The 19,125-nt window shown below is 66.3% G+C and carries 18 protein-coding genes; 11 read left to right on the forward strand and 7 right to left on the reverse strand.

Translation table 11 applies throughout. The annotated features are described in order from the left end of the window. The first annotated feature begins 191 nt into the window (after window positions 1-191). The 6 genes from ACZK29_RS11385 to ACZK29_RS11410 are packed head-to-tail and all read left to right on the forward strand — an operon-like array spanning window position 192 to window position 8,202. On the forward strand, window positions 192-1,631 hold the full coding sequence (locus ACZK29_RS11385; RefSeq protein WP_478446011.1) for a polysaccharide lyase 6 family protein: 1,440 nt from the start codon (window positions 192-194) through the stop codon (window positions 1,629-1,631). Beyond that, window positions 1,628-3,856, forward strand: a complete 2,229-nt coding sequence (locus tag ACZK29_RS11390; RefSeq protein ID WP_478446012.1) for an oligoalginate lyase — start codon at window positions 1,628-1,630, stop codon at window positions 3,854-3,856. Before ACZK29_RS11385 ends, ACZK29_RS11390 begins: the two co-directional genes overlap by 4 nt. Next, a complete protein-coding gene (locus ACZK29_RS11395; RefSeq protein ID WP_478446013.1) occupies window positions 3,853-5,157 on the forward strand; it encodes an MFS transporter in 1,305 nt (434 codons plus the stop codon). Before ACZK29_RS11390 ends, ACZK29_RS11395 begins: the two co-directional genes overlap by 4 nt. Before the next feature lie 60 nt (window positions 5,158-5,217). Further along, a complete protein-coding gene (locus ACZK29_RS11400) occupies window positions 5,218-5,970 on the forward strand; it encodes an SDR family NAD(P)-dependent oxidoreductase (RefSeq protein WP_478446014.1) in 753 nt (250 codons plus the stop codon). A gap of 14 nt (window positions 5,971-5,984) precedes the next feature. Further along, entirely contained in the window at window positions 5,985-7,172 is a 1,188-nt protein-coding gene (locus tag ACZK29_RS11405) for a GDSL-type esterase/lipase family protein (RefSeq protein WP_478446015.1), read from the forward strand. Window positions 7,173-7,182: 10 nt separating this feature from the next. Next, the gene (locus tag ACZK29_RS11410) at window positions 7,183-8,202 is read left to right on the forward strand and encodes a sugar kinase (RefSeq protein WP_111203219.1); all 1,020 of its coding nucleotides are present in this window, start codon (window positions 7,183-7,185) and stop codon (window positions 8,200-8,202) included. A gap of 24 nt (window positions 8,203-8,226) precedes the next feature. On the opposite strand, the gene ACZK29_RS11415 is transcribed toward ACZK29_RS11410, so the two are convergent. After that, window positions 8,227-9,084 (reverse strand): retropepsin-like aspartic protease, encoded by an 858-nt coding sequence (locus tag ACZK29_RS11415; protein WP_181502559.1) that lies wholly within the window; start codon window positions 9,082-9,084, stop codon window positions 8,227-8,229. Between the two features lie 159 nt (window positions 9,085-9,243). Then, the gene (locus tag ACZK29_RS11420; RefSeq protein WP_428999890.1) at window positions 9,244-10,686 is read right to left on the reverse strand and encodes a hypothetical protein; all 1,443 of its coding nucleotides are present in this window, start codon (window positions 10,684-10,686) and stop codon (window positions 9,244-9,246) included. 203 nt (window positions 10,687-10,889) lie between these two features. Between ACZK29_RS11420 and ACZK29_RS11425 the strand changes: the two genes are divergently transcribed. Then, complete coding sequence (locus ACZK29_RS11425) at window positions 10,890-11,072, forward strand: hypothetical protein (protein ID WP_111203216.1); 183 nt, start codon at window positions 10,890-10,892, stop codon at window positions 11,070-11,072. Window positions 11,073-11,130: 58 nt separating this feature from the next. Here the strand turns inward: ACZK29_RS11425 and ACZK29_RS11430 are convergent, their stop codons facing one another. Beyond that, complete coding sequence (locus ACZK29_RS11430) at window positions 11,131-12,705, reverse strand: S15 peptidase family protein (protein ID WP_111203215.1); 1,575 nt, start codon at window positions 12,703-12,705, stop codon at window positions 11,131-11,133. A 798-nt stretch (window positions 12,706-13,503) separates the two neighbouring features. Between ACZK29_RS11430 and ACZK29_RS11435 the strand changes: the two genes are divergently transcribed. Together ACZK29_RS11435 and ACZK29_RS11440 are read left to right on the forward strand one after the other, a co-directional pair. Beyond that, window positions 13,504-14,244, forward strand: coding sequence for a DNA/RNA non-specific endonuclease (locus ACZK29_RS11435; RefSeq protein WP_111203214.1), 741 nt, complete (start codon window positions 13,504-13,506; stop codon window positions 14,242-14,244). A gap of 104 nt (window positions 14,245-14,348) precedes the next feature. Beyond that, window positions 14,349-15,044 carry an HAD family hydrolase gene (locus tag ACZK29_RS11440; RefSeq protein ID WP_478446016.1) on the forward strand — a complete coding sequence of 232 codons (696 nt, stop codon included), beginning with the start codon at window positions 14,349-14,351 and terminating at the stop codon, window positions 15,042-15,044. Window positions 15,045-15,050: 6 nt separating this feature from the next. Here ACZK29_RS11440 and ACZK29_RS11445 read toward each other — a convergent pair whose 3' ends face one another. The 4 genes from ACZK29_RS11445 to ACZK29_RS11460 are packed head-to-tail and all read right to left on the reverse strand — an operon-like array spanning window position 15,051 to window position 17,098. Beyond that, window positions 15,051-15,281 carry a hypothetical protein gene (locus ACZK29_RS11445; protein WP_111203212.1) on the reverse strand — a complete coding sequence of 77 codons (231 nt, stop codon included), beginning with the start codon at window positions 15,279-15,281 and terminating at the stop codon, window positions 15,051-15,053. After that, a complete protein-coding gene (locus tag ACZK29_RS11450) occupies window positions 15,278-15,703 on the reverse strand; it encodes a VOC family protein (RefSeq protein ID WP_088479268.1) in 426 nt (141 codons plus the stop codon). The genes ACZK29_RS11445 and ACZK29_RS11450 overlap by 4 nt, the downstream gene beginning before the upstream one ends. 10 nt (window positions 15,704-15,713) lie before the next feature. Then, the gene (locus ACZK29_RS11455; protein ID WP_164146332.1) at window positions 15,714-16,175 is read right to left on the reverse strand and encodes a helix-turn-helix domain-containing protein; all 462 of its coding nucleotides are present in this window, start codon (window positions 16,173-16,175) and stop codon (window positions 15,714-15,716) included. Then, window positions 16,172-17,098: a LysR substrate-binding domain-containing protein gene (locus ACZK29_RS11460; protein ID WP_459047770.1), complete on the reverse strand. Its 927-nt coding sequence runs from the start codon at window positions 17,096-17,098 to the stop codon at window positions 16,172-16,174. The genes ACZK29_RS11455 and ACZK29_RS11460 overlap by 4 nt, the downstream gene beginning before the upstream one ends. A 91-nt stretch (window positions 17,099-17,189) precedes the next feature. Here ACZK29_RS11460 and ACZK29_RS11465 point away from each other — a divergent pair, with 91 nt between their 5' ends. Next, window positions 17,190-18,230, forward strand: coding sequence for a hypothetical protein (locus ACZK29_RS11465; RefSeq protein ID WP_111203209.1), 1,041 nt, complete (start codon window positions 17,190-17,192; stop codon window positions 18,228-18,230). After that, window positions 18,227-19,108: a TolB family protein gene (locus tag ACZK29_RS11470; RefSeq protein WP_111203208.1), complete on the forward strand. Its 882-nt coding sequence runs from the start codon at window positions 18,227-18,229 to the stop codon at window positions 19,106-19,108. Before ACZK29_RS11465 ends, ACZK29_RS11470 begins: the two co-directional genes overlap by 4 nt. Window positions 19,109-19,125: the final 17 nt, after the last annotated feature.

Raw genomic sequence — 19,125 nt, forward strand, 5'->3', positions numbered from 1 at the left:
TCGGCACGTCGACATGAAAATGTCAACCAATTGGTATGCAATCACGTAAATGCCTTTTATCCATACCAGTTGATCGCAATTTAATGTGCTTATGCAGCATGACTTTGCGCGAAAGCTGGCTTACAACAGACCCGAAAGTGGTATGCAAACCCACCCTGAAACGACGGCCGGGCCGTCCCTGGAAGGATTTCATGCGCATTCACTCGCTGGCGCGTCACCCGCCCAACAATCCATCACTGCTTTGCCTGGCCACTGGTCTGGTCATGTGCCTGACCACTTCAGCAGCAAGTGCAGCCAGCTGGCTCGTCCACGATGTCGCTGAGTTCACTACCGCCGCCTCGGCGCTGCAGCCTGGCGATGAGATCGTGTTGGCTGACGGCATCTGGACCGACGCCCGGTTGCTGCTGAAGGGCCAGGGCACGGCAGGCGCGCCGATCGTGCTGCGCGCGCAGACCGCCGGCAAGGTCGTCCTCAGCGGGCACTCGGACCTGCGCCTGGCGGGGAGCTACCTGCAGGTGTCCAACCTGGTGTTCCGCAACGGCTATACGCCGGGTGATGCGGTGGTCGCGTTCCGCGAGTCGAGCAAGGCCGTCGCCAGCAACAGTCGCGTCACCGGCCTGGTGATCGATGACTACACCAACCCGGATGCCAGCGACCAGGACTACTGGGTATCGCTGTATGGCAGCAACAACCGGTTGGATCACAGCCAGTTGCGCGGCAAGACCAACGCCGGGCCGACCGTGGTGGTGGTGCGCGATGCCACCCAGGGACTGGACAACCAGCACCGCATCGACCACAACTGGTTCGGGCCGCGCCCGTCGCTGGGTGTCAACGGTGGCGAAACAATCCGCGTCGGCACCAGCGACAGCTCACTGAGCGATTCCAACAGCACGGTGGAGAACAACTGGTTCGAAGGCTGCGACGGCGAGACCGAGATCATCAGCAACAAGTCCGGCGGCAACACCTACCGCGGCAACGTGTTCTACCGTTCGGCCGGCGCGCTGACCCTGCGCCATGGCAACGGCAACCGCGTGATCGACAACGTCTTCCTCGGCGATGACAAGGCCGGCACCGGCGGCGTACGCATCATCAACGCCGACCAGACCGTCAGCAACAACTACTTCGAACGGCTGGCCGGGTCCAGCAACCGTTCGGCACTGGCGGTGATGGATGCGCAGGCCAGTCCGCCGCTGTCCGGCTATGCGCCGGTGGTGAATGCCACGATCAGCCGCAACACCTTCGTGGACGTGGCGAAGGTCAGTTTCGGCGTCGGCCATGATGAAACCAAGGGCATCGTGATTGCCGCCAGCAACAGCCGCTTCACCGGCAACCTGATCGTCAACCGCAGCAGCAGCAACCCGCCCAATGCCGCCAGTTCGCTGGCCGGTATCGACTTCAGCGGCAACGTGCAGTCGCCGGCAGCCAGCACCGTGTTCCCGGGAGGCGTAGAGAGCCGAGCCGTCAGCCTGCAGCAGGCTGCCAGCGGATTGTGGGTGGCCACGCCTGCCCTGCCCGCCGTGGGTGCCGATCCTGCCCTCGCGATGATCGCGCGCGAAGCGACCGGCGTCGCCTGGTACCCCAAGGTGGGCGAAGTTGCCCTGTCACGCACCCGCAATGGAGTTGATCGATGAGGTTCCAGCCGCTGTTCGTTTCCCTGGCCCTGGCCGCCCCCTTCGCCCTGCTGCCGTCCGCGTCGCTGTTCGCAGCGCCCGCTGCCGCTGCGCGGCAGGCCGATGCCGTGCCGGTGCTGGTCACCGCTGCGCAGTGGCAGCAGATGGCCAACGAAGGCCGCCGCTACCCGTGGTTCGCCAAGGAGCAGGCGCGCACCGAGGCAACATTGAAGAAGATGATGAAGGCCGGCATCGACGTGCCGGCACCCAGGGACAAGGGCGGCGGCCGCACCCATGAACAGCACAAGCGCAACTACCAGGCACTGCTGGCAGCGGGCACGCTGTACCGGCTGACCGGCGACAGGGCCTACGTGGACTATGCGCGCGACATGCTGCTGCAGTATGCCCGCCTCTACCCGACGCTGGGCCCACACCCGGAAGGCCGCGGCCAGATTCCCGGCCACGTGTTCTGGCAGGTGCTCAACGATTCGGTATGGCTGGTCAACGCCATCCAGGGCTACGACGCGATCCGTGACGCACTGTCCGTCGAGGACCGCGACACCATCGAATCGAAGGTGTTCCGGCCGATGGCCGAGTTCCTCGTCAGCGAGCCGAAGAACTACGACCAGATCCACAACCACGCCACCTGGGCGGTGGCCGCCACCGGCATGACCGGCTACGTGCTGCGCGACCAGGAACTCGTGGAGAAGTCCCTGCGCGGCAGCCAGAAAGATGACCGGTTCGGCTTCCTGCGGCAGATCGACCTGCTGTTCTCGCCCGATGGTTACTACGAGGAAGGCCCCTACTACCAGCGCTACGCACTGGCGCCGTTCCTGCTTTTCGCCAATGCCATCGAACGCAACGAACCGCAGCGGAAGATATTCGCGCGCCGCGACGGCGTGCTGTTGAAGGCCGTGGATGTGCTGGTGCAGTCCAGCTACAACGGCCTGTTCTTCCCGATCAACGACGCCATCCTGGACAAGGGCATCGACACCGAGGAGCTGGTGGCCGGCATCGGCATCGCCTATGCGCGCACCGGCGATGACCGCCTGCTGTCGGTGGCCCAGCAGCAGAGACGCCTGCTGTTGTCACCCGAAGGCCTGCAGGTGGCGCAGGCACTGGCCGCGAACAAGGCCAGGCCCTTCGACTACCGGCCGATGTTGCTGCGCGATGGCCCCGACGGCGAACGCGGCGGCCTGGCGATCCTGCGCATGAACGGCGAACGCGGCCAGGCACTGGTGCAGAAGGACACGATGCAGGGCATGGGCCATGGCCACTTCGATAAGCTCAACTGGCTGTTCTACGACAACGGCAATCCGGTGGTGACCGACTACGGTGCAGCACGCTTCCTCAACGTGGAAGCCAAGCGCGGTGGCATCTACCTGGCCGAGAACCGCAGCTGGGCCAAACAGACCGTGGCCCACAACACCCTGGTGGTGGACGAGCAGAGCCACTTCAAGGGTGACTGGAAGCGCGGCGAGGAGCACGCCCCGCAGGTGCGCTTCTTCCAGGCCGATGCCGATACCCAGATTGCCTCGGCAACGATGAGCGATGCCTATCCGGGCGTGGTGTTCACCCGCACCCAAGCGCTGCTGCGCCACCCCGACCTGGGCCTGCCGGTGGTGCTGGACCTGCTGAAGGTGTACAGCGACAAGGCCGCGCGCTACGACCTGCCACTGCACTTCAACGGCCACATCGTCGCCACCGGCTTCGAGGCCGAACACTTCCCCGCCCAGCGCCCGGTACTGGGCAAGGACAACGGCTACCAGCACCTGTGGCTGGATGCACGCAGCAAACCCGGCAGCGAGCCGCGTTCGCTGGCCTGGCTGCTGGATGGGCGCTTCTACACCTACCGCTTCGGCAGCAGTGCGCCGGCACAGGCGCTGCTGGTGGAAAGCGGTGCCAACGATCCGGAGTTCAACCTGCGCCGCGAGCCGGCCCTGCTGCAACGGGTGGAAGGCCAGAAGGACGTGACCTTCTTCAGCGTGCTGGAGCCGCATGGCGAGTACAACGGCACCGCCGAGTACGTGCACGGCGCCGACAGCCGCATCAAGGACATCGTGCGCACCCGCGGCAGCGATGCCGAGGTGATCGAACTGCGCCTTGCCAGTGGAGCGCGCATCGCGCTGGGCGTGTCCGATGACAGCAGCGCCAAGGGCGAGCACAGCGTGACCGTGGACGGCCATGCCTACCGCTGGAGCGGCAGCCACGCGCGCATGGACCGCAGCAAGGGTGACGCGAAATGAACGGCCCTGCGGTGGTGAGCCAGCTGCGCAAGGTGCCGGTGCGTTCAGCAGTGCGCTGGCTGATCGTGGGCCTGATTGCCGTGGCCACGGTCATCAACTACATCGACCGCAATGCACTGGCGGTGATGTGGCCGGAAATCGCCAAGGAAGTGGGGGCGACCAAGGATGACTACGCCCTGCTGGTGACGGTGTTCATGCTGTTCTACGCCGCCGGCCAGTTCCTGTTCGGGCGGTTGTTCGACATGATCGGCACGCGCCTGGGCTTCGCGTTGTCGATCAGCGTGTGGTCGATCTCCATCGCCCTGCATTCGGTCACCCATTCGAGGCTGTCCTTCAGCCTCGTGCGGGCGATGCTCGGCATCAGCGAGGCCGGTGCCTGGCCGGGCGCCGTGAAGGCCAATGCCGAGTGGTTCCGGGCGCGCGAACGCGCATTGGCGCAGGGCGTATTCAACGCAGGCGCGTCGATCGGCGCGATCGTTTCCGCACCGGCCATCGCTGGCCTGTACCTGTGGCTGGGCTGGCGCGGCACCTTCGTGCTGGTCGGTGCGATCGGCTTCCTGTGGCTGCTGCCGTGGTTGTTTGTCTACCGCGCCGGCCCGGACAAGCATCCGTGGGTGAGCGATGCCGAGCGCCGGTTGATCCAGGAAGACCGGGCCGGGCACCAGGCAGAGGTGATGCCGAAGGCCAGCGTTGGTGAGCTGCTGGCCCACCGGCAGAGCTGGGGCATGCTCGCCTGCCGCTTCCTGCTGGACCCGATCTGGTGGCTGTTCGTGTCCTGGCTGCCGATCTACTTGGCTGAAACCTTCGGCTTCGACATCAAGCAGATCGGCCTGTTCGCCTGGGTGCCGTTTGTCGGCGCGATGCTGGGCAGCCTCAGCGGCGGCTGGCTGTCCGGGCGGATGATCCGCGCCGGGCACAGCGTGGACCGCGCCCGCAAGCTGGCCATCACGCTGGGCTGCGCGGTCATGGCCCCTGCCCTGCTGGGTGCCGTGCTGGCCAACCAGCCGCTGCTGGCGGTGCTGGCGATCGCTGCCGTGCTGTTCGGCTTCCAGGTGGCCATCGGCAACATCCAGACCCTTCCCGGCGATCTGTTCGACGGCCGCTCGGTGGGCACGCTGGCGGGCCTGGGGGGCCTGGCCGCCGTGGCCGGCACCTTGATCACCACCTGGCTGGTGCCGGTGCTGACCCGCCACTCCTACGCCCCGATCTTCATCCTCGTTGCCGCGCTGGTGCCGCTGTCGCTGGCTGCGCTGTGGTGGTGGACCGGGCCTATCCAGAAGCTCGACCGCCGCGCCGGCTGAGCCTGGGCCTCCTTCTTTTCCAAGTACATCCATTCCCCCGCAAACCAAGGAGTTTTCCGCATGTCGTTCCAGGACAAGGTGGCCATTGTCACCGGCGGTGGCCGCGATATCGGCCGCGCCGTTTCGATAAAGCTGGCTGCCGCCGGTGCACGCGTCTGCATCAACTACGCCAACGATGAAGCCAGTGCCCAGGAAACGTTGGCACAGATCCAGGCGGCCGGTGGCCAGGCCATCGTGCATCGCGCCGACGTCACCAATGCCACGGCCGTCGCCGGCCTGGTCGCTGCAGCACAGGCCGCGTTTGGTGAGCGCATCGACCTGCTGGTGAACGTGGCCGGTGGCATGGTGCAGCGTCGCCCGCTGGCCGAGATCGACCCGGCGTTCTTCCACACGGTGATGGACCTCAACATCACCTCCACCTATCTCACCACGCACGCGGTGGTGCCACATATGCGCGAAGGCGCGGCCATCGTCAATTTCGCCTCGCAGGCAGGTCGTGATGGCGGCGGCCCCGGCGCATCGATCTACGCCACTGCCAAGGCGGCGGTGATGACCTTCACGCGTGCCATGGCCAAGGAGCTGGGGCCGAAGGGTATCCGGGTGAACGCACTGTGCTGCGGCATGATCGCCACCCGCTTCCACGACGAATTCACCAAGCCGGAAGTGCGCACGGTCGTTGCCGGCGCCACCCCGTTGCGCCGCCAGGGGGCGCCGGACGAAGCCGCCGACGCTGCGGTGTTCCTGGCCTCGGATGCGGCCGCGTTCATCACCGGCGCGAATCTGGACGTCAACGGCGGCACCTACTTCTCCTGACTGGAATCCTGCCCATGCAGCGCTGGACGCTCCTGCTTTCCTTGACCATCTGTTCCGCCGCGGCCGCGCCTGCCGCTTTGGCTGCACCTGTCTGGATCACCGCCTGGACCGCCTCGCCGGCACCGGACCGCAAGGATGGCACCGCCGAGGCACCCGTACAGTTCGCCGCACAGACCGTGCGCCAGGACATGCGTATCGGCAGCCGTGGCGATGCGCTGCGGCTGCGCATCAGCAACGAACTCGGCACGGCGCCCCTTCGCGTCGAGGACCTGCGCGTGGGAGTGAAGAACAGCAAGGCCGCACCGCTGCCGGTAACGGTGGACGGCCACACGGTCATCGAGGTGCCGGTCGGGGCCGCGCTGCTGAGCGACCCGGTGCGGGTGCCGGTGGCGGCGCTGCAGGAAATCAGCGTGAGTGCCTATTTCCCGCAGCCCACCCGTCCCGCCGTGCGCCGCACCGAGCTGCGGGTAGCGGACGGCAGGCAGGCAATCGTTGCCGACAGCGTGCGGCTGAGCTACCAGCAGAACGTATTCTCGGCAGTGATGGTGCAGCGTGCTGACCGCCCCCAGGTGATCGTGGCACTCGGCGATTCCATCACGGAAGGTGCCACAGCCCGTCGCGGCACCTTCAACCAATGGCCGGAGCAGCTGGCGCAGCGCCTGCAGCAGGCCTGCCCCAACCGCTTCGTGGTGCTCAACCAGGGCATCAGCGGCAACAAGCTGCTTGACCATGGCCGCAGCCACAGTGCCCTGTCACGATTGGATCGCGATGTGATCGCGGTGGCCTATGCCGATCAGGTGATCGTGTTCGAAGGCATCAATGACATCCGCCACGGTGGTGGCGCGCAGCCGCTGCCTGGCCGCAACGCGGCGGACATGCTGCTGGGCTATCAGCAGGTTGCAGCGCGGCTGCATGCGCACGGCATCCGCGCCTGGCTGGGTACGTTGACCCCATTCGGCGGTTCCGAGCGCTACGAGCCCGTGTCCGCAGCCACCCGCATCACGATCAACCAGTGGGCACGCAGCGGCAACAGCGGCTTCGATGGCATCATCGATTTCGACGCCGCGCTGCGTGACCCGAAGGCAGCAGAAGCGTTGCCCAACGAGATCACCCGCGACCATCTGCACCCCAACGACGAAGGCTACCGGCGCATGGCCGATGCCATCGATCTGCGCATGCTGGGCTGCACCACCACCGAGTGAGAGAGAACCGATGAGCCGCGTCATTTGTTTCGGTGAGTTGCTGCTGCGTCTGGGTGCACCCGGTCGTGAACTACTGCTGCAGACGCCGCAGCTGCAGGTCCATGTCGGGGGCGCCGAGGCCAATGTGGCGGTCTCGCTGGCCTGCCTCGGCCACGATGTGCAGATGGTCAGCACGGTACCCGGCAACGCGCTGGGCCGGCATGCGGTGGCCGAGCTGCGGCGGCATGGCGTGGGCGTTGCCGGCGTGCATGAAGTGGAGGGTGACCGCATGGGCCTGTACTTCCTGGCGACCGGTGCGTTGCAGCGCGCCAGTGAAGTGGTGTACGACCGGGCAGGGTCCGCATTCGCAAACAGCAGCGCCAAGGATCATGCGTGGCCCGCCCTGCTGTCAGGCGCGCACCTGCTGCATGTCTCCGGCGTCAGCCCGGCGCTGGGCGCCAACGTGGCCGAGTCGGTGCTGGGTGCCGTGCGTGCGGCTCGCGCGGCCGGCGTGCAGGTGTCCTTCGACGGCAATTACCGTCCCTCACTGTGGCGACGCTGGGGTGGCGACGCAGCGGCGATCCTGCGTGAGATCTTCGCCGAGGCCGACATTGCGTTTGCCGATCATCGGGACATCGAACTGGTGCTGGGGCTGCACTTCCCGCAGGACAATGCGGTCGCCCGAGCCGAGGCCGCTGCGGCCGCTGCCTTTGCCGCGTTCCCGCACCTGCAGTGGCTGGCCTGCACCCAGCGCGACGTAGTGAGTGCAGACCATCACATCCTGGGCGCGCTGCTGCTGGGGCGCGATGGCACGCGGACGCAGGCACCGCCGCGCCCGCTGCCTGGCATCGTTGATCGCATCGGAGGTGGCGATGCCTTTGCCGCCGGCATCCTGCACGGATTACTGTCCGGGCGCGATGCAGAACGCACCGTGCGCTTCGGACTGGCCGCGGGCGCCTTGAAGCACGCCATTCCCGGCGACTTCAGCCCCATGGCTGAGGCGCAGGTGCTGGCCCTCCTGGGCAATGCAGACGCGGATGTCCGGCGCTGAGCGCTGTACGCGGCACGCGCGTGGTCACTCGGCCGGCGCGCTGACGAAGCGACGATTGGGGCGCAGATAGATGCTCCCGGAACGGGCATCCAGCAGGATATTGAACTGCTGCAGGACTTCGCTGCCAAGCGTCCCGTCGTCCTTGGAGCCTTCGTCATCGACTGTGATCGAGGCTTTCGGCCCTTTCAGTTGCAGGGTCGAAATGCTGGCCACGGGCACACGCACGTCCACCGCGCGGATCTTCCGGCCCGCGCTGCCGCCGAACTGTGACGTACCAAGTCGTTCCGGGAACGCCTCCTGCAGGCGATAGGCGGTGCCGAAGGCGTAGGACAGGTCGATGTTGCCGTTACTGCCCGTGTCCAGCGCAAGCCAGGGCGCGAAGGTGCTGCTGCCGTTGCCGAGCGAGACCTGGATGGCCGGGATATTGTCGATCCAGCGCACGTTGGCCCGGACATACCCGGCAAGATCGGGAACATCGTCGTGCACGCGCAGCAGGCTGCGATCGTAGTCGATTTCCAGGACCTTGCCCTGGAAGAAGGTCCAGCCCAGCACCGCATCGAAGGGGCGCCCCTGGTAATCGATCACCACCGCTCCCATCGGTCGCTGCACGCTGCCGATCCGGACCGCGTTGTGCGTGCTGTAGTCCAGAAGCGTGACCCCATCGGAACCGGTGTTCTCGCTCTGGTCGTCAATGACCAGCTTCGCGTCCTGCTGGATGTGCCTGGCAACCGCCATGGCCGACGCGCCGGTATCGACGAGAAAGCGCAGTGGCCGCGAGCCATTGATCGTACCCTCGACATAGATCCGGTGATCCTTTCCCTGCTCGAAGGGAATTTCAGTGACCGCAGCACCGGCGGCGAGAGGCACCAGCATGATCGACATCGCGCATTGAAGCGCAGGACGAGGCAGTACGCACATCCGAGAGCTCCTTCCGTCAGTAGAGTCGCAGCGGGTGCCGTGCTCATTGCGGGTTGGATGCCGCCGCCGGTGAAAAGGTTTAATGCATCCGTGCTGCGTCACCGGCAGGCCACCAGGACCGGATCATCGTCCGGAGATCCACGCTTCAAGTGCTGCGGTATCCCGCATGTCGCCGTCATAGCGACGATCAGGAACATGCGGTTCATTCGAACCGCGAACCCGGCCTCGAAAAACCTTCATCGGTACGGAGATCCTGGCCAGGCCGCTCGGGAGCCGCTCCGGCCGTACATCCATGTAGAGGCTGTCGGCCGAGGTCTCGACGCCGACCTGCACCGCGCCCAGCCGCTTCCACAGATCCAGTGCATCGAGGCAGGCCGAGCCGCAGGTCGCGTCAGCCACGACCACCACCCTGCCCTTGCGTCCGGGCCCGGCCCGCTCTGGTTGCGATAGAACGGCGGCCGGATCATTGGCGGGTTCCCGCCACAATGGCTGGCCTTGCTCCCTTGCCTGTGCCATCCCTGCGGTTACGGACTCCAGCATATGAAGCAGCGCCGGTGATGCGTCAGGTGCCTGCTTCAGCTTCTCCAGAAAGCCACGGAGCTGGGCGATGTTGGGCTCGGATGGCCGCCACTCCACCCAGCTGTCGTCACGCAATGCGTCCACAGACCTGGCCCCCCAGATCAAGCGCGCCAGCACGATGCTCCAGTGCGACGCACCGCCGCTGTTGCCGCGCACATCGAGCACGATCAGGGGCGCCTGCTGCAACGCGTCGGTCGCCGGGGTGAGTTGCTGCAGCATCCGGGTGAGCTCCCGGAAATTGGCCGCAGCGGGATCGGCGTTGAAGCTGCTGGTGGTGATCCAGTAGCCACCGCCTGGCATCGTGTGCCAGCCATTGGCTGGGCGGAAGCTGCGACGGGTATCGGCCAGGCGTTCCTTCCGGGCTGCCGGGTCCAGTGGCGTCCAGTGCAGCGCATGGCGCTGTTCTCGACCATTCATATGAAATACGCAGCTGCGCAGCGTGGGCACGAACGGATTCCCCTGCTCCAGCAGCACTTCACCGCCACCTTGGATGCGGCTGGCCTGCAGGTTCCAACGCCCGCTGAAGTCCCCCACCCGGCGCGCAGCCAGCGTCTGCGCATCGATGCCGTCACAGGACAGCAATCGAGCCCCCAGCGGCGGATGGCCCGGACCACCGTCCGCGGTCATGACCACCTGCGCATCGCCATCGAAGCCGGTCAGGAACCCGGGCCATTGCGTTGGAAGATCGGGAGCGTCGGCAAGCGTGTTGAGGCTGACGTGGCCGTCATTGAAGGAGGCCGCGTAACCCTTCATCGCCCACCAATACCCTGGGTAGCTGGCGACCCGATCCGCGCGCGAGCGTGCAAGCGCAAGGGCTTCGTCCAGCTGCGCACCGAAACCAGGATTGCGCAGGTCGACGGCGCCTGGATGGCTGCCGCGCATGGCGGCGTCGGCAGCGTCCAGATCCTTGTGCAGTAAGTCCGGCCAATCCCTCGGTTGGATCTCCGTTACGGATGTACCCAGCAGTAATGCGATCAGCATCGTCATTGCGGACATTTGCGACTCCCGTGAAACGCATCCTGCATGTTGCCCACACTACGAAAGGGATGCCAACCAATTGAATATACAAATAAATCCAGCCAGTCGGTCGCACAAAGTTAAGCTGTAGTGAAGTAGCCTTGCGACGCTCCCGCTCGGTGCGCGATAGGCGCTCAAACACTTGCGAGCACCCGCTACTTCAAGGAATCCAGATGAAAGTCACCCTCGCCGCCTCTGCTCTCGCCTGCACGCTTCTGCTTTCCGGGTGCACCACGAGCGGATGGTTGCATGCTGCCAGTGGCGTGATGGACGCCAAGGATGCATACGAAAAGCAGGAAAGACTGGATCGCATCAATCGCGCGAATGCGGCAGCAGCGCGGGTGCGTAGCCACTGATTCCTCCAGGAAGCAACCGTCGCTCGACCTGGCTTCGAGCGACGGCCAGTGCCAGGCCTCAATGCAACGGCACCTTCAACACCGAAGGCGCATTGGCCGGCGAACTGAAGGTCACCGTACCTCCCAACTGGCTGATGCCCGAATAGCGCAGATCCACCGTATCAACCACCAGGGTCAGGCGGCTGCCAGCCGGAATGTTCCAGCTGCTCGCTTCCAGGCGCAGGTCCAGTGTCTTCGGCTGGCCGGGCGTGGCGCCGCGCAGCGTGTAGGGCTTGTGGCTGATCAGCTGGCCGTTGCCCAGCACATCCTCCGCATACAGGTAGGCATACAGCGTGGTGTTGGCGCGGCTGGGCGTGACGGTCAAGCGCACCTCCGGCGCGCCGTCCAGGCGCCGTGCACTCCACTGGACCGGCCCCTGCCAGACACCGGCGGCGTTGCGGCCCACGAACGGAACATAGGCGCCTGGCGGCAGATTGATCATCTGCAGCGCGCCGGAGGCCATTGCCACGCCCGAGTTGGCAGCGGTCAGCAGGCCACTGCCGATACGGTAGTTCCAGCCGGTGCTGCTTCCGCTCTCGGCCAGGCCGCCGGTCGGCAGCAGCAGCCCTTTGGGTGCGGTCAGCGCATAGCTGATGGCGCCGGCATTGGTCGCCTGCCAGTTCGGATACGTGCTCCAGCTGCCCTTCTGCGACTTCAGCTGCACCGCAGGCTGCCGGTCGATGCCATTGGCTTCACCCTTGAGGTAGTGGTCGAACCAGTCGCCAACCGAATCGTAGACCTCGTTGGGAATGCCCAGTGCGCCGAAGGCTTCGTTGAGCGCGTGGTCGCCATGGCGCAGCTGCAGCTGCTTGGGGCCCTTCAGGCGGTTGAAGAAGTCCACCAGCTGGCCGGGCGGGAACAGGCTGTCGTTGAAGGCGTTGGCCAGGAACACCGCCGGCTGGTTGGCGTTGATCTCATCGATGCTGGCCCCGGGGCTGCGCTGCGCCGCCACCGGCAACAGTGAGTCCACCGCACCCTGGTAGTTGCCTACCAGCACATTGCGATTGATGGTGGCCAGTTCCGCTCCCGGACGGCCGGTGGCCAGGCCAGCCGCAACCAGCAGCGCGATGCCCTGTGCGCTGGGGGTGTCGTTGCTGTACAGCGAAGCCTGGAGATCGGCCCAGCCACTCAGTGCCGCCACCGCCTTGATGCGCGGGTCGCGTGCCGCGGCCAGCAGGCTGGTGCCGGCGCCGTACGAGATGCCCGAGACGCCAACACGCGTGGGATCGGCGCGGGTGTTGTCCAGCGCCCAGTCGATCAGGGCGCTGACATCCTCGACCGTGGCCGGCCCGGCGATGTCGATGCTGCCGCCCGATTCCCAGAAGCCACGCGAGCTGTAGCTGATCACCACGTAGCCACGGCGCGCCAACGACTGTGCCACCCCCACGTACTCCACGCTGGGCACCGCCCAGCTGCTGGGCATCACCAGCAGCGGGTAGCGGCCATTGCCCGCGTCCTGCGGTTCGATGACGAAGGCCCCGAGAGGCGTTCCATCCCAACTGGGAATGGTGCGATGGGTGGTCTTGACCGTCGCCGCCCAGGCGGTGGGCGCCAGCCCGGTCAGCAGGATCAACAGCAGCAGAACCTTGCGCATCGTCGTCTCTCCCCGTCGGTGGTGGTGCAACGGGATGGACCGTACCAGTGCGAATGGTGGGTGACACCTTGCGACGCAGCATGGCGCTTTCGAACCCGGCGCCCGGATGGTTCGATGCAGGATCACATTCAGGCGCGGTGGATCACCCACGCCACCAAGCCTGCAAGTGGCATCAATGCAATTGTGCCAACGACGCCCAGGCATCCGGACGCCCCGCGGTGCGGCGCGGAAGCCTGTGGATGCGATCGCAGCCAGGCGGCATGACAGGCCCTGCAGTAGAAGCGCTGCTTCCCGGCGCGCCAGGCGCCACGGGTACGTTCGTCATGGAGGGCGGCGTTGCCGCAGCGCCCACACTTGAAACTGCGATGTGGCGGGCGTCTCTGTCGACGCAGCGCAGCCACGATTGCAACCCCGATCAGGGCAGCAGCGCCCCCTGCAAGCAGTTCACTGTTGATCATTCGCCTTGCTCGATCCTGCGGTTTCCGGTCCTGCTGCGCAGGATATCGAGTCGTACACCCCCTGCGCTACGACGCCCTAGCACGCGCACATGTCACCCTGGCGCCGTGTGATCTGACACGTCTCCAGTGCTTGCGCGCTGTCACAGCTTCGCCTTTTCGTCGTTGACCGAAAGGCGACAGCTTGTGACGCTTACGACACCGCAGGGCCTGCATGGCCCCACCCGCGCGGTCACGTCCTACCGCAATCCGCAGTACCCGACTCCGCACCGTCTCCACATGACCCCGCTTCGGCACGGTCGTGGCGGACGGTTGCGCCCTGAACTTCTGCTGGAGAACCGCAATGCGCCTTGCAAGCTTCTTCCTCGCGTTCGTCCTCAGTGCCGTCGCCGGCGCTGCCCAGGCCCAGGTCGTCACCCTCAACAAGGGCGGCTTCGTGCTCACCTACGACTGCGGCATCCACAGCGCCACCCGCTACGAATACACCCTGACCGCCGACACCGGCTCGGCCGCGCGGCCGTCCAGCTTCTACAAGGACCCCGACCTGCCGGCAGGCTGCCTCGGCCAGACCAGTACCGCCTCCTACGCCAGCATCAAGTCCGGCTATGACCGGGGCCATCTGGTGACGTCCAATCACATGGACTACAACGCGACCTACATCCGCCGCGCCAACTACATGACCAACATCGTTCCGCAGGTCTCCAGCTTCAACCAGGGGATCTGGGTGAAGGCCGAGAACGTGGCCGAGTGCTATCGCGACATCGCGCCGGTGGATGTCTATGGTGGCGTGGTCTACGGCGACGCCGCCAACGACTATTTCCTTTCCAGCCACGGCATTCCGACGCCGGAGTTCTTCTGGAAGACGATCATCACCCGCGATCCGAACACCGGCACGGCCAAGGCGATCAGCTGGATCATCCCCAACGAAGCGAACCTGGGCAGCCTGGACAGCTACCTGGTCACCATCGCCGATCTGGAGGAACTGCTGGGTGCCAGCTACGTGGCGATCAACGCCCCGGCATCGCTGAAGAACATGCTGCCGGCCACCACCTGGCCGCAGCCGGCGGGGTGTGATCTGGGCTGACCGGCCTGCCGGGAATGGGTGGCACCCGGTCCGGGTGCCACGCAAGGATGGCTGTGGGAAAATGGCGGGCAATTGCACCACCGCATTGCCCCCTGGAGCTGTAGATGTCCTGTTTTCCCTTCGATGCCGTGCTGTTCGACTGCGACGGCGTATTGGTTGATTCCGAGCCGCTGGTGGCCCGCGTCCTCTCCGAGATGCTGACCGAACGCGGCTGGCCGTTGACTCCGGCGCAGGCGGGCGAAGTCTTCCTTGGCCAGTCCGTGGCCCACCTGGCCGGGCTGATCGAAGAACGCACCGGCAAGCCGTTCACCGAGGAGTGGCTGGAGGAATTCCGCCTGCAGCGCAACGTTGCGCTGGAGCGTGACCTGCAGGCGATCCAGGGCGCACCGGAGGCAGTACGGGCGATCGCAGAGGCAACCGGCGGGCGGATTGCCTGCGCGTCCGGCGCCGATCTGCACAAGGTGCAGCTGCAGCTGGGCAAGGTTGGCATCCTCGATGCCTTCGGCCAGCACGTCTACAGCGGCCAGGACATGCCGAACACCAAGCCGCATCCGGACGTCTACCTGGCGGCGGCTGCGGCACTGGGCGTGGACCCGAAGCGCTGCGCGGTCATCGAAGACACCGTGACCGGCGCAACCGCCGGTGTCGCTGCCGGTGCCACCGTGTTCGGCTTCAGCGAGGGCGGCCCCCACCACAGTACGCCCGAAGCCCTGCGCGCAGCCGGTGCAAAGGTGATTTTCCAGCGCATGGACCAGCTGCCGGCCCTGCTTGCCGCCTACGCAGTGGACGCCGTCCCCTGACCCTGCTCAGCCCGCAGCGCCCAGTGCGGCGCTGCGGCGCTTTCCGGCGTAGTGCAGCGCGAACAGGTACAGGCCGGTGAAGAGTTGCAGGAACAGTGGCGGCAGCGGCGAATAGGTGATCCACGCCGCAGGCTCGCCCTGCCCCAGCCCGCGCACCACGAAGTTGGCGATCACCGCCAGGGTGAACACGATCGAGGTCCAACGATGCACGGGCCGTGCCCAGCCACCGCGGCTCATTGCCGGCGCCTCGCTTCGGAACGGGCTTCGATCATCTTCCAGCCATTGCCCGATGGATCGCGGAATCCGGCGTCGACGGCGCCATAGCGCTCGATCGGCTCCTGGGTGAATTCAACGCCCTGTGCCAGCCATTGCGTGTAGCACGCCTGGCAGTCATCCACGGCCAGAACCAGCGGCGGCATTGCGCCTTTGGCCACCAGCTGCTGCAGTGAAAGCGCGGTAGCGGCGTCGTGGGTGGGAGGGCCTGGCACGAACAGGCCCAGCTGGAAACCGTCCTGGCCCGGGCTGCGTACCGTCAGCCATCGGTAGCTGCCATTGCGTACGTCGGTATGCACTTCGAAGCCAAGCTTGCCGACGTAGAACGCCAGCGCCTCATCCTGGTCGCGCACGTACAGGCCGACCGTGTTCACAGTGTTCGTCATGGGACCTCCCTCAGGCAGGGTCCACGTTAGCAATCGCCTCGCGGCGGCGCTTCTCCAAAACTGCGATCTTCAGGTCCGGGCGCTGCGCGGCGCGTGCATGGCATTCCGGCACGCTGGCCGACGCCTCGCGGGTTGCACGCTCACGCTCACGCACATTGCCCGGGCTGTCGCCGGTGATGTCACGGAAGATGCGGCCGAAGGTACCCAGGCTGCTCCACCCGGTCTGCGCGGCGATTTCGGTGACCGGCAGGCCGGTGTCACGCAACATCGCCACAGCCCGTTCGATGCGCCGACTGAGAAGATAGCGGTGCGGCGGCAGCCCGAAGGCCTGCTTGAACGAGCGGGCGAAGTGCGCCGGCGACACCGCACTGACCTCGGCCAGGCGCGCGACGGGCCATTCCTCATGGCTGGCCCGATCCATCCGGTCCTTGGCACGCAGCAGGCGCCGCAGCAGTTCGGGGCTCTGGCTCATGGCATTACCGCCCGGGCCAGGTAATGGCGGGCTGCGTGCCGCGCCTCGACGGCCTGCTCGACCAGCCAGTCACGGAATGCAATGACCTTGGCACTGCCACCTCGCGCCGTGGGTGCCACGAACCAGAAGCTGCGACCGTCGCTGGCCACGCCCGGATGCGCCTGCACCAACCGCCCGCTGTCCAGCTCGGCCTGGAACAGGATCGGCGAACCAATGGCGATGCCCTGCCCTGCGATCGCGGCGCCGACATCCAGATGCTCGACGGCAAAGGGCGCGACGAAACTGTCCGGTGCCGGCGGTGGAAAGTGCCCGTGCGCGGCAAACCACAGGGCCCACCAGTCCGGCCGCCCGAGCAGGGGAATTTCCAGCGCGCTGCTGCCCAGCCCACGGGCCGCTGGCAGCAGTGCCGGCGCACACAACGGTGTGAACACGCTGGGAAACAAAGGAGTTGCCTGAAGACCTGGCCATTCGCCCTGGCCATTGCGGATGGCCGCATCGAAGTGACCGGCGGCCAGATCCTGCGGCTCTGCCGACAGGTCCAGCTCCAGCACGAACTGCCGGTGGCGGGCGCGGAACGTGCCCAGTCGCGGCGTCAGCCAACTGGTGCCCAGCGTGGGCAGCACGGACAGGCGCAGTCGCGCCGCATCCATCTCAGCGGCGCGCATGAAGCTGGCGCGCAGTGCATCGAATGCCCGGGTGGCCTCCTGGGCGACGCTGGCACCCGTCGCCGTCAGTTCTACGTGCTGTGCATGGCGAAGGAACAGGCAGGTACCGGTCTGGGCCTCCAGCCGCCGCACGTGGTAGCTCACCGATGCCGCGCTGGTGTCGAGCTCCTCGGCGGCACGCGCGAAGCTGCCCAGCCGCGCCGCCGCCTCGAAGGCACGGATGGCGGCAAGCGATGGCAGCTGGCGTTGGGTCACCATAAGTGTGGCTTAGCCTGAGCCCCGATATCTGCGTGGTCAATCCCCCTCGTGCCCGCAACGATGGAGGCACCTTCGGTAGGGGATCACTCACATGGATCGACGGCAATTCCTGGCCACCCTGGCCGCTGCGGCAGCTTCCACGGCACTGCCCTCCGCGTGCGCCGTCGCCAGCCACAGCGAGGACTGGAAATGGTTGCAGGGCAACTGGCGGGTCCGGCACCAACGCCTGAAGGAGCGCTTGGCGGGCGATACCCGCTGGGAGTCTTTCACCGGCTCCAGCGCGGTATGGCTCACCCTGGGCGGACTCGGCACCATCGATGACAACGTCATGGCGCTGCCTTCGGGCCCCTACAGGGGCCTGGGCGTGCGTGCATTTGATCCGGTGTCTTCCATGTGGTCGATCTGGTGGATCGATGGCCGCAACCCTGCCCGTATCGAAGCCCCCGTGCGCGGCGTTTTCGAAGGCAACGCCGGCAGCTTCCGTGGCACCGACCGGATCGACGGGCGCCCCATCGATGTGTGGTTCCGCTGGCATGACATCCACGGCGAGGAGCCGTGGTGGGAACAGGCGTTCTCCGATGATGCCGGCGCGCACTGGGAAGTGAACTGGCGCAACTGGTTCCGCCGCACTGCTGCGGCCCCCTCTCCGCTTCCGATGCTGCCGGATGCACCGGGCGACTTTGATTTCCTGGTGGGCCATTGGAACGTGCGCCATCGTCGCCTGCGCGCTCGGCTGGCAGGCAGCGATGCGTGGGACGCGTTCAACGGCACCCTGCACAACTGGCCGGTACTGGGAGGATTCGGCAACGTGGGTGACAACCTGATGGACGTGCCTGGAGCACCGCTGCGCGGCATGGGCATCCGTGCCTGGAATGCGGCGGAGCAGCACTGGCTGAGCTGGTGGCTGGATGGCCGGGAGCCGTCCCGGGTCGGCGCGCCACTGCGCGGTGGTTTCCAGGCCGGTGTCGGCCGCTTCTTCGGCGAAGACCAGCACGACGGTCGATCAATCCAGACACGGGTGATCTGGTCACGCATTACCCCGCGTTCGGCGCGCTGGGAACAGGCGGCCTCGGCCGATGGTGGGCGCAGCTGGGAAACCAACTGGGTCAGCGACTTCGAGCGACAGGCATGAAGGCGCTGTTGGCCGTGGTGCTGCTGGTTGCTGCGTCGACTACCGCGTCTCCATCAAGGGGGCTGCAGATCGTCGGCCCGGCCGAGCGCTTTGCCCCAGGCGTTGCATCCACGCAGTACGACGAGATTCGACTGACCTTGAGCCCCGACGGAAAGACCGCGCTGTGGTTCAGCCGCAACCGGCCCGGCGGTCCGGGCGGGTATGACATCTGGGCCTCGCACCACGACGGGCAGCGTTGGCGGCCGGCGACGCCGGTCTCGTTCAACACGCCCGGGCGCGACTTCGATCCCGCCTTTTCCGCCGATGGCCGCGTGGTGTATTTCTGTTCGGATCGCGCAGGCGGCCAGGGCGGCGACGATCTGTATCGGGTCAGCATGGGGAGCGATGGTCGATTCGGGGAGCCGGTCAATCTTGGCCCGGCAGTGAACAGCGCGGCCGATGAATTCGCGCCGATGCTCTCGCCGGACGCAGCCACACTGCTGTTCTCCAGCGATCGCGCAGTCGGTGCGGGTGGCCATGACCTCTACGTCGCAGCGATGGTCCGTGGCGTCGCGCAGCCTGCACGGTCTCTGGCGGGAGACCTCAATACCGCAGCGCAGGAGTTCGATGCCACCTTCCTGGGCGACGGCCGAACGGTGGTGTTTGCCCGCGCCCAGGACTTCGGAAGTGCACCGGTGCGCCAGTTCATTGCCTACGCGCGTGGAGGCCGTTATGACGCGGGCCATGCATTGCCCTCCCCCTTGAACGAGGTCTCCGGCGACAGCTACGGCGCGATGCTGGATGGCTCGCAACCCGGCAGCTTGACCTATTCGGCGCGGCGCGCGGACGGTGCAGGGTTGGACCTGTACCGCGTCCGCTACCGGATGAAGCGCCCTTGAAGGCGGATGTTGTCGAT

It is taken from the genome of Stenotrophomonas sp. 89682_Sma (assembly GCF_056481405.1).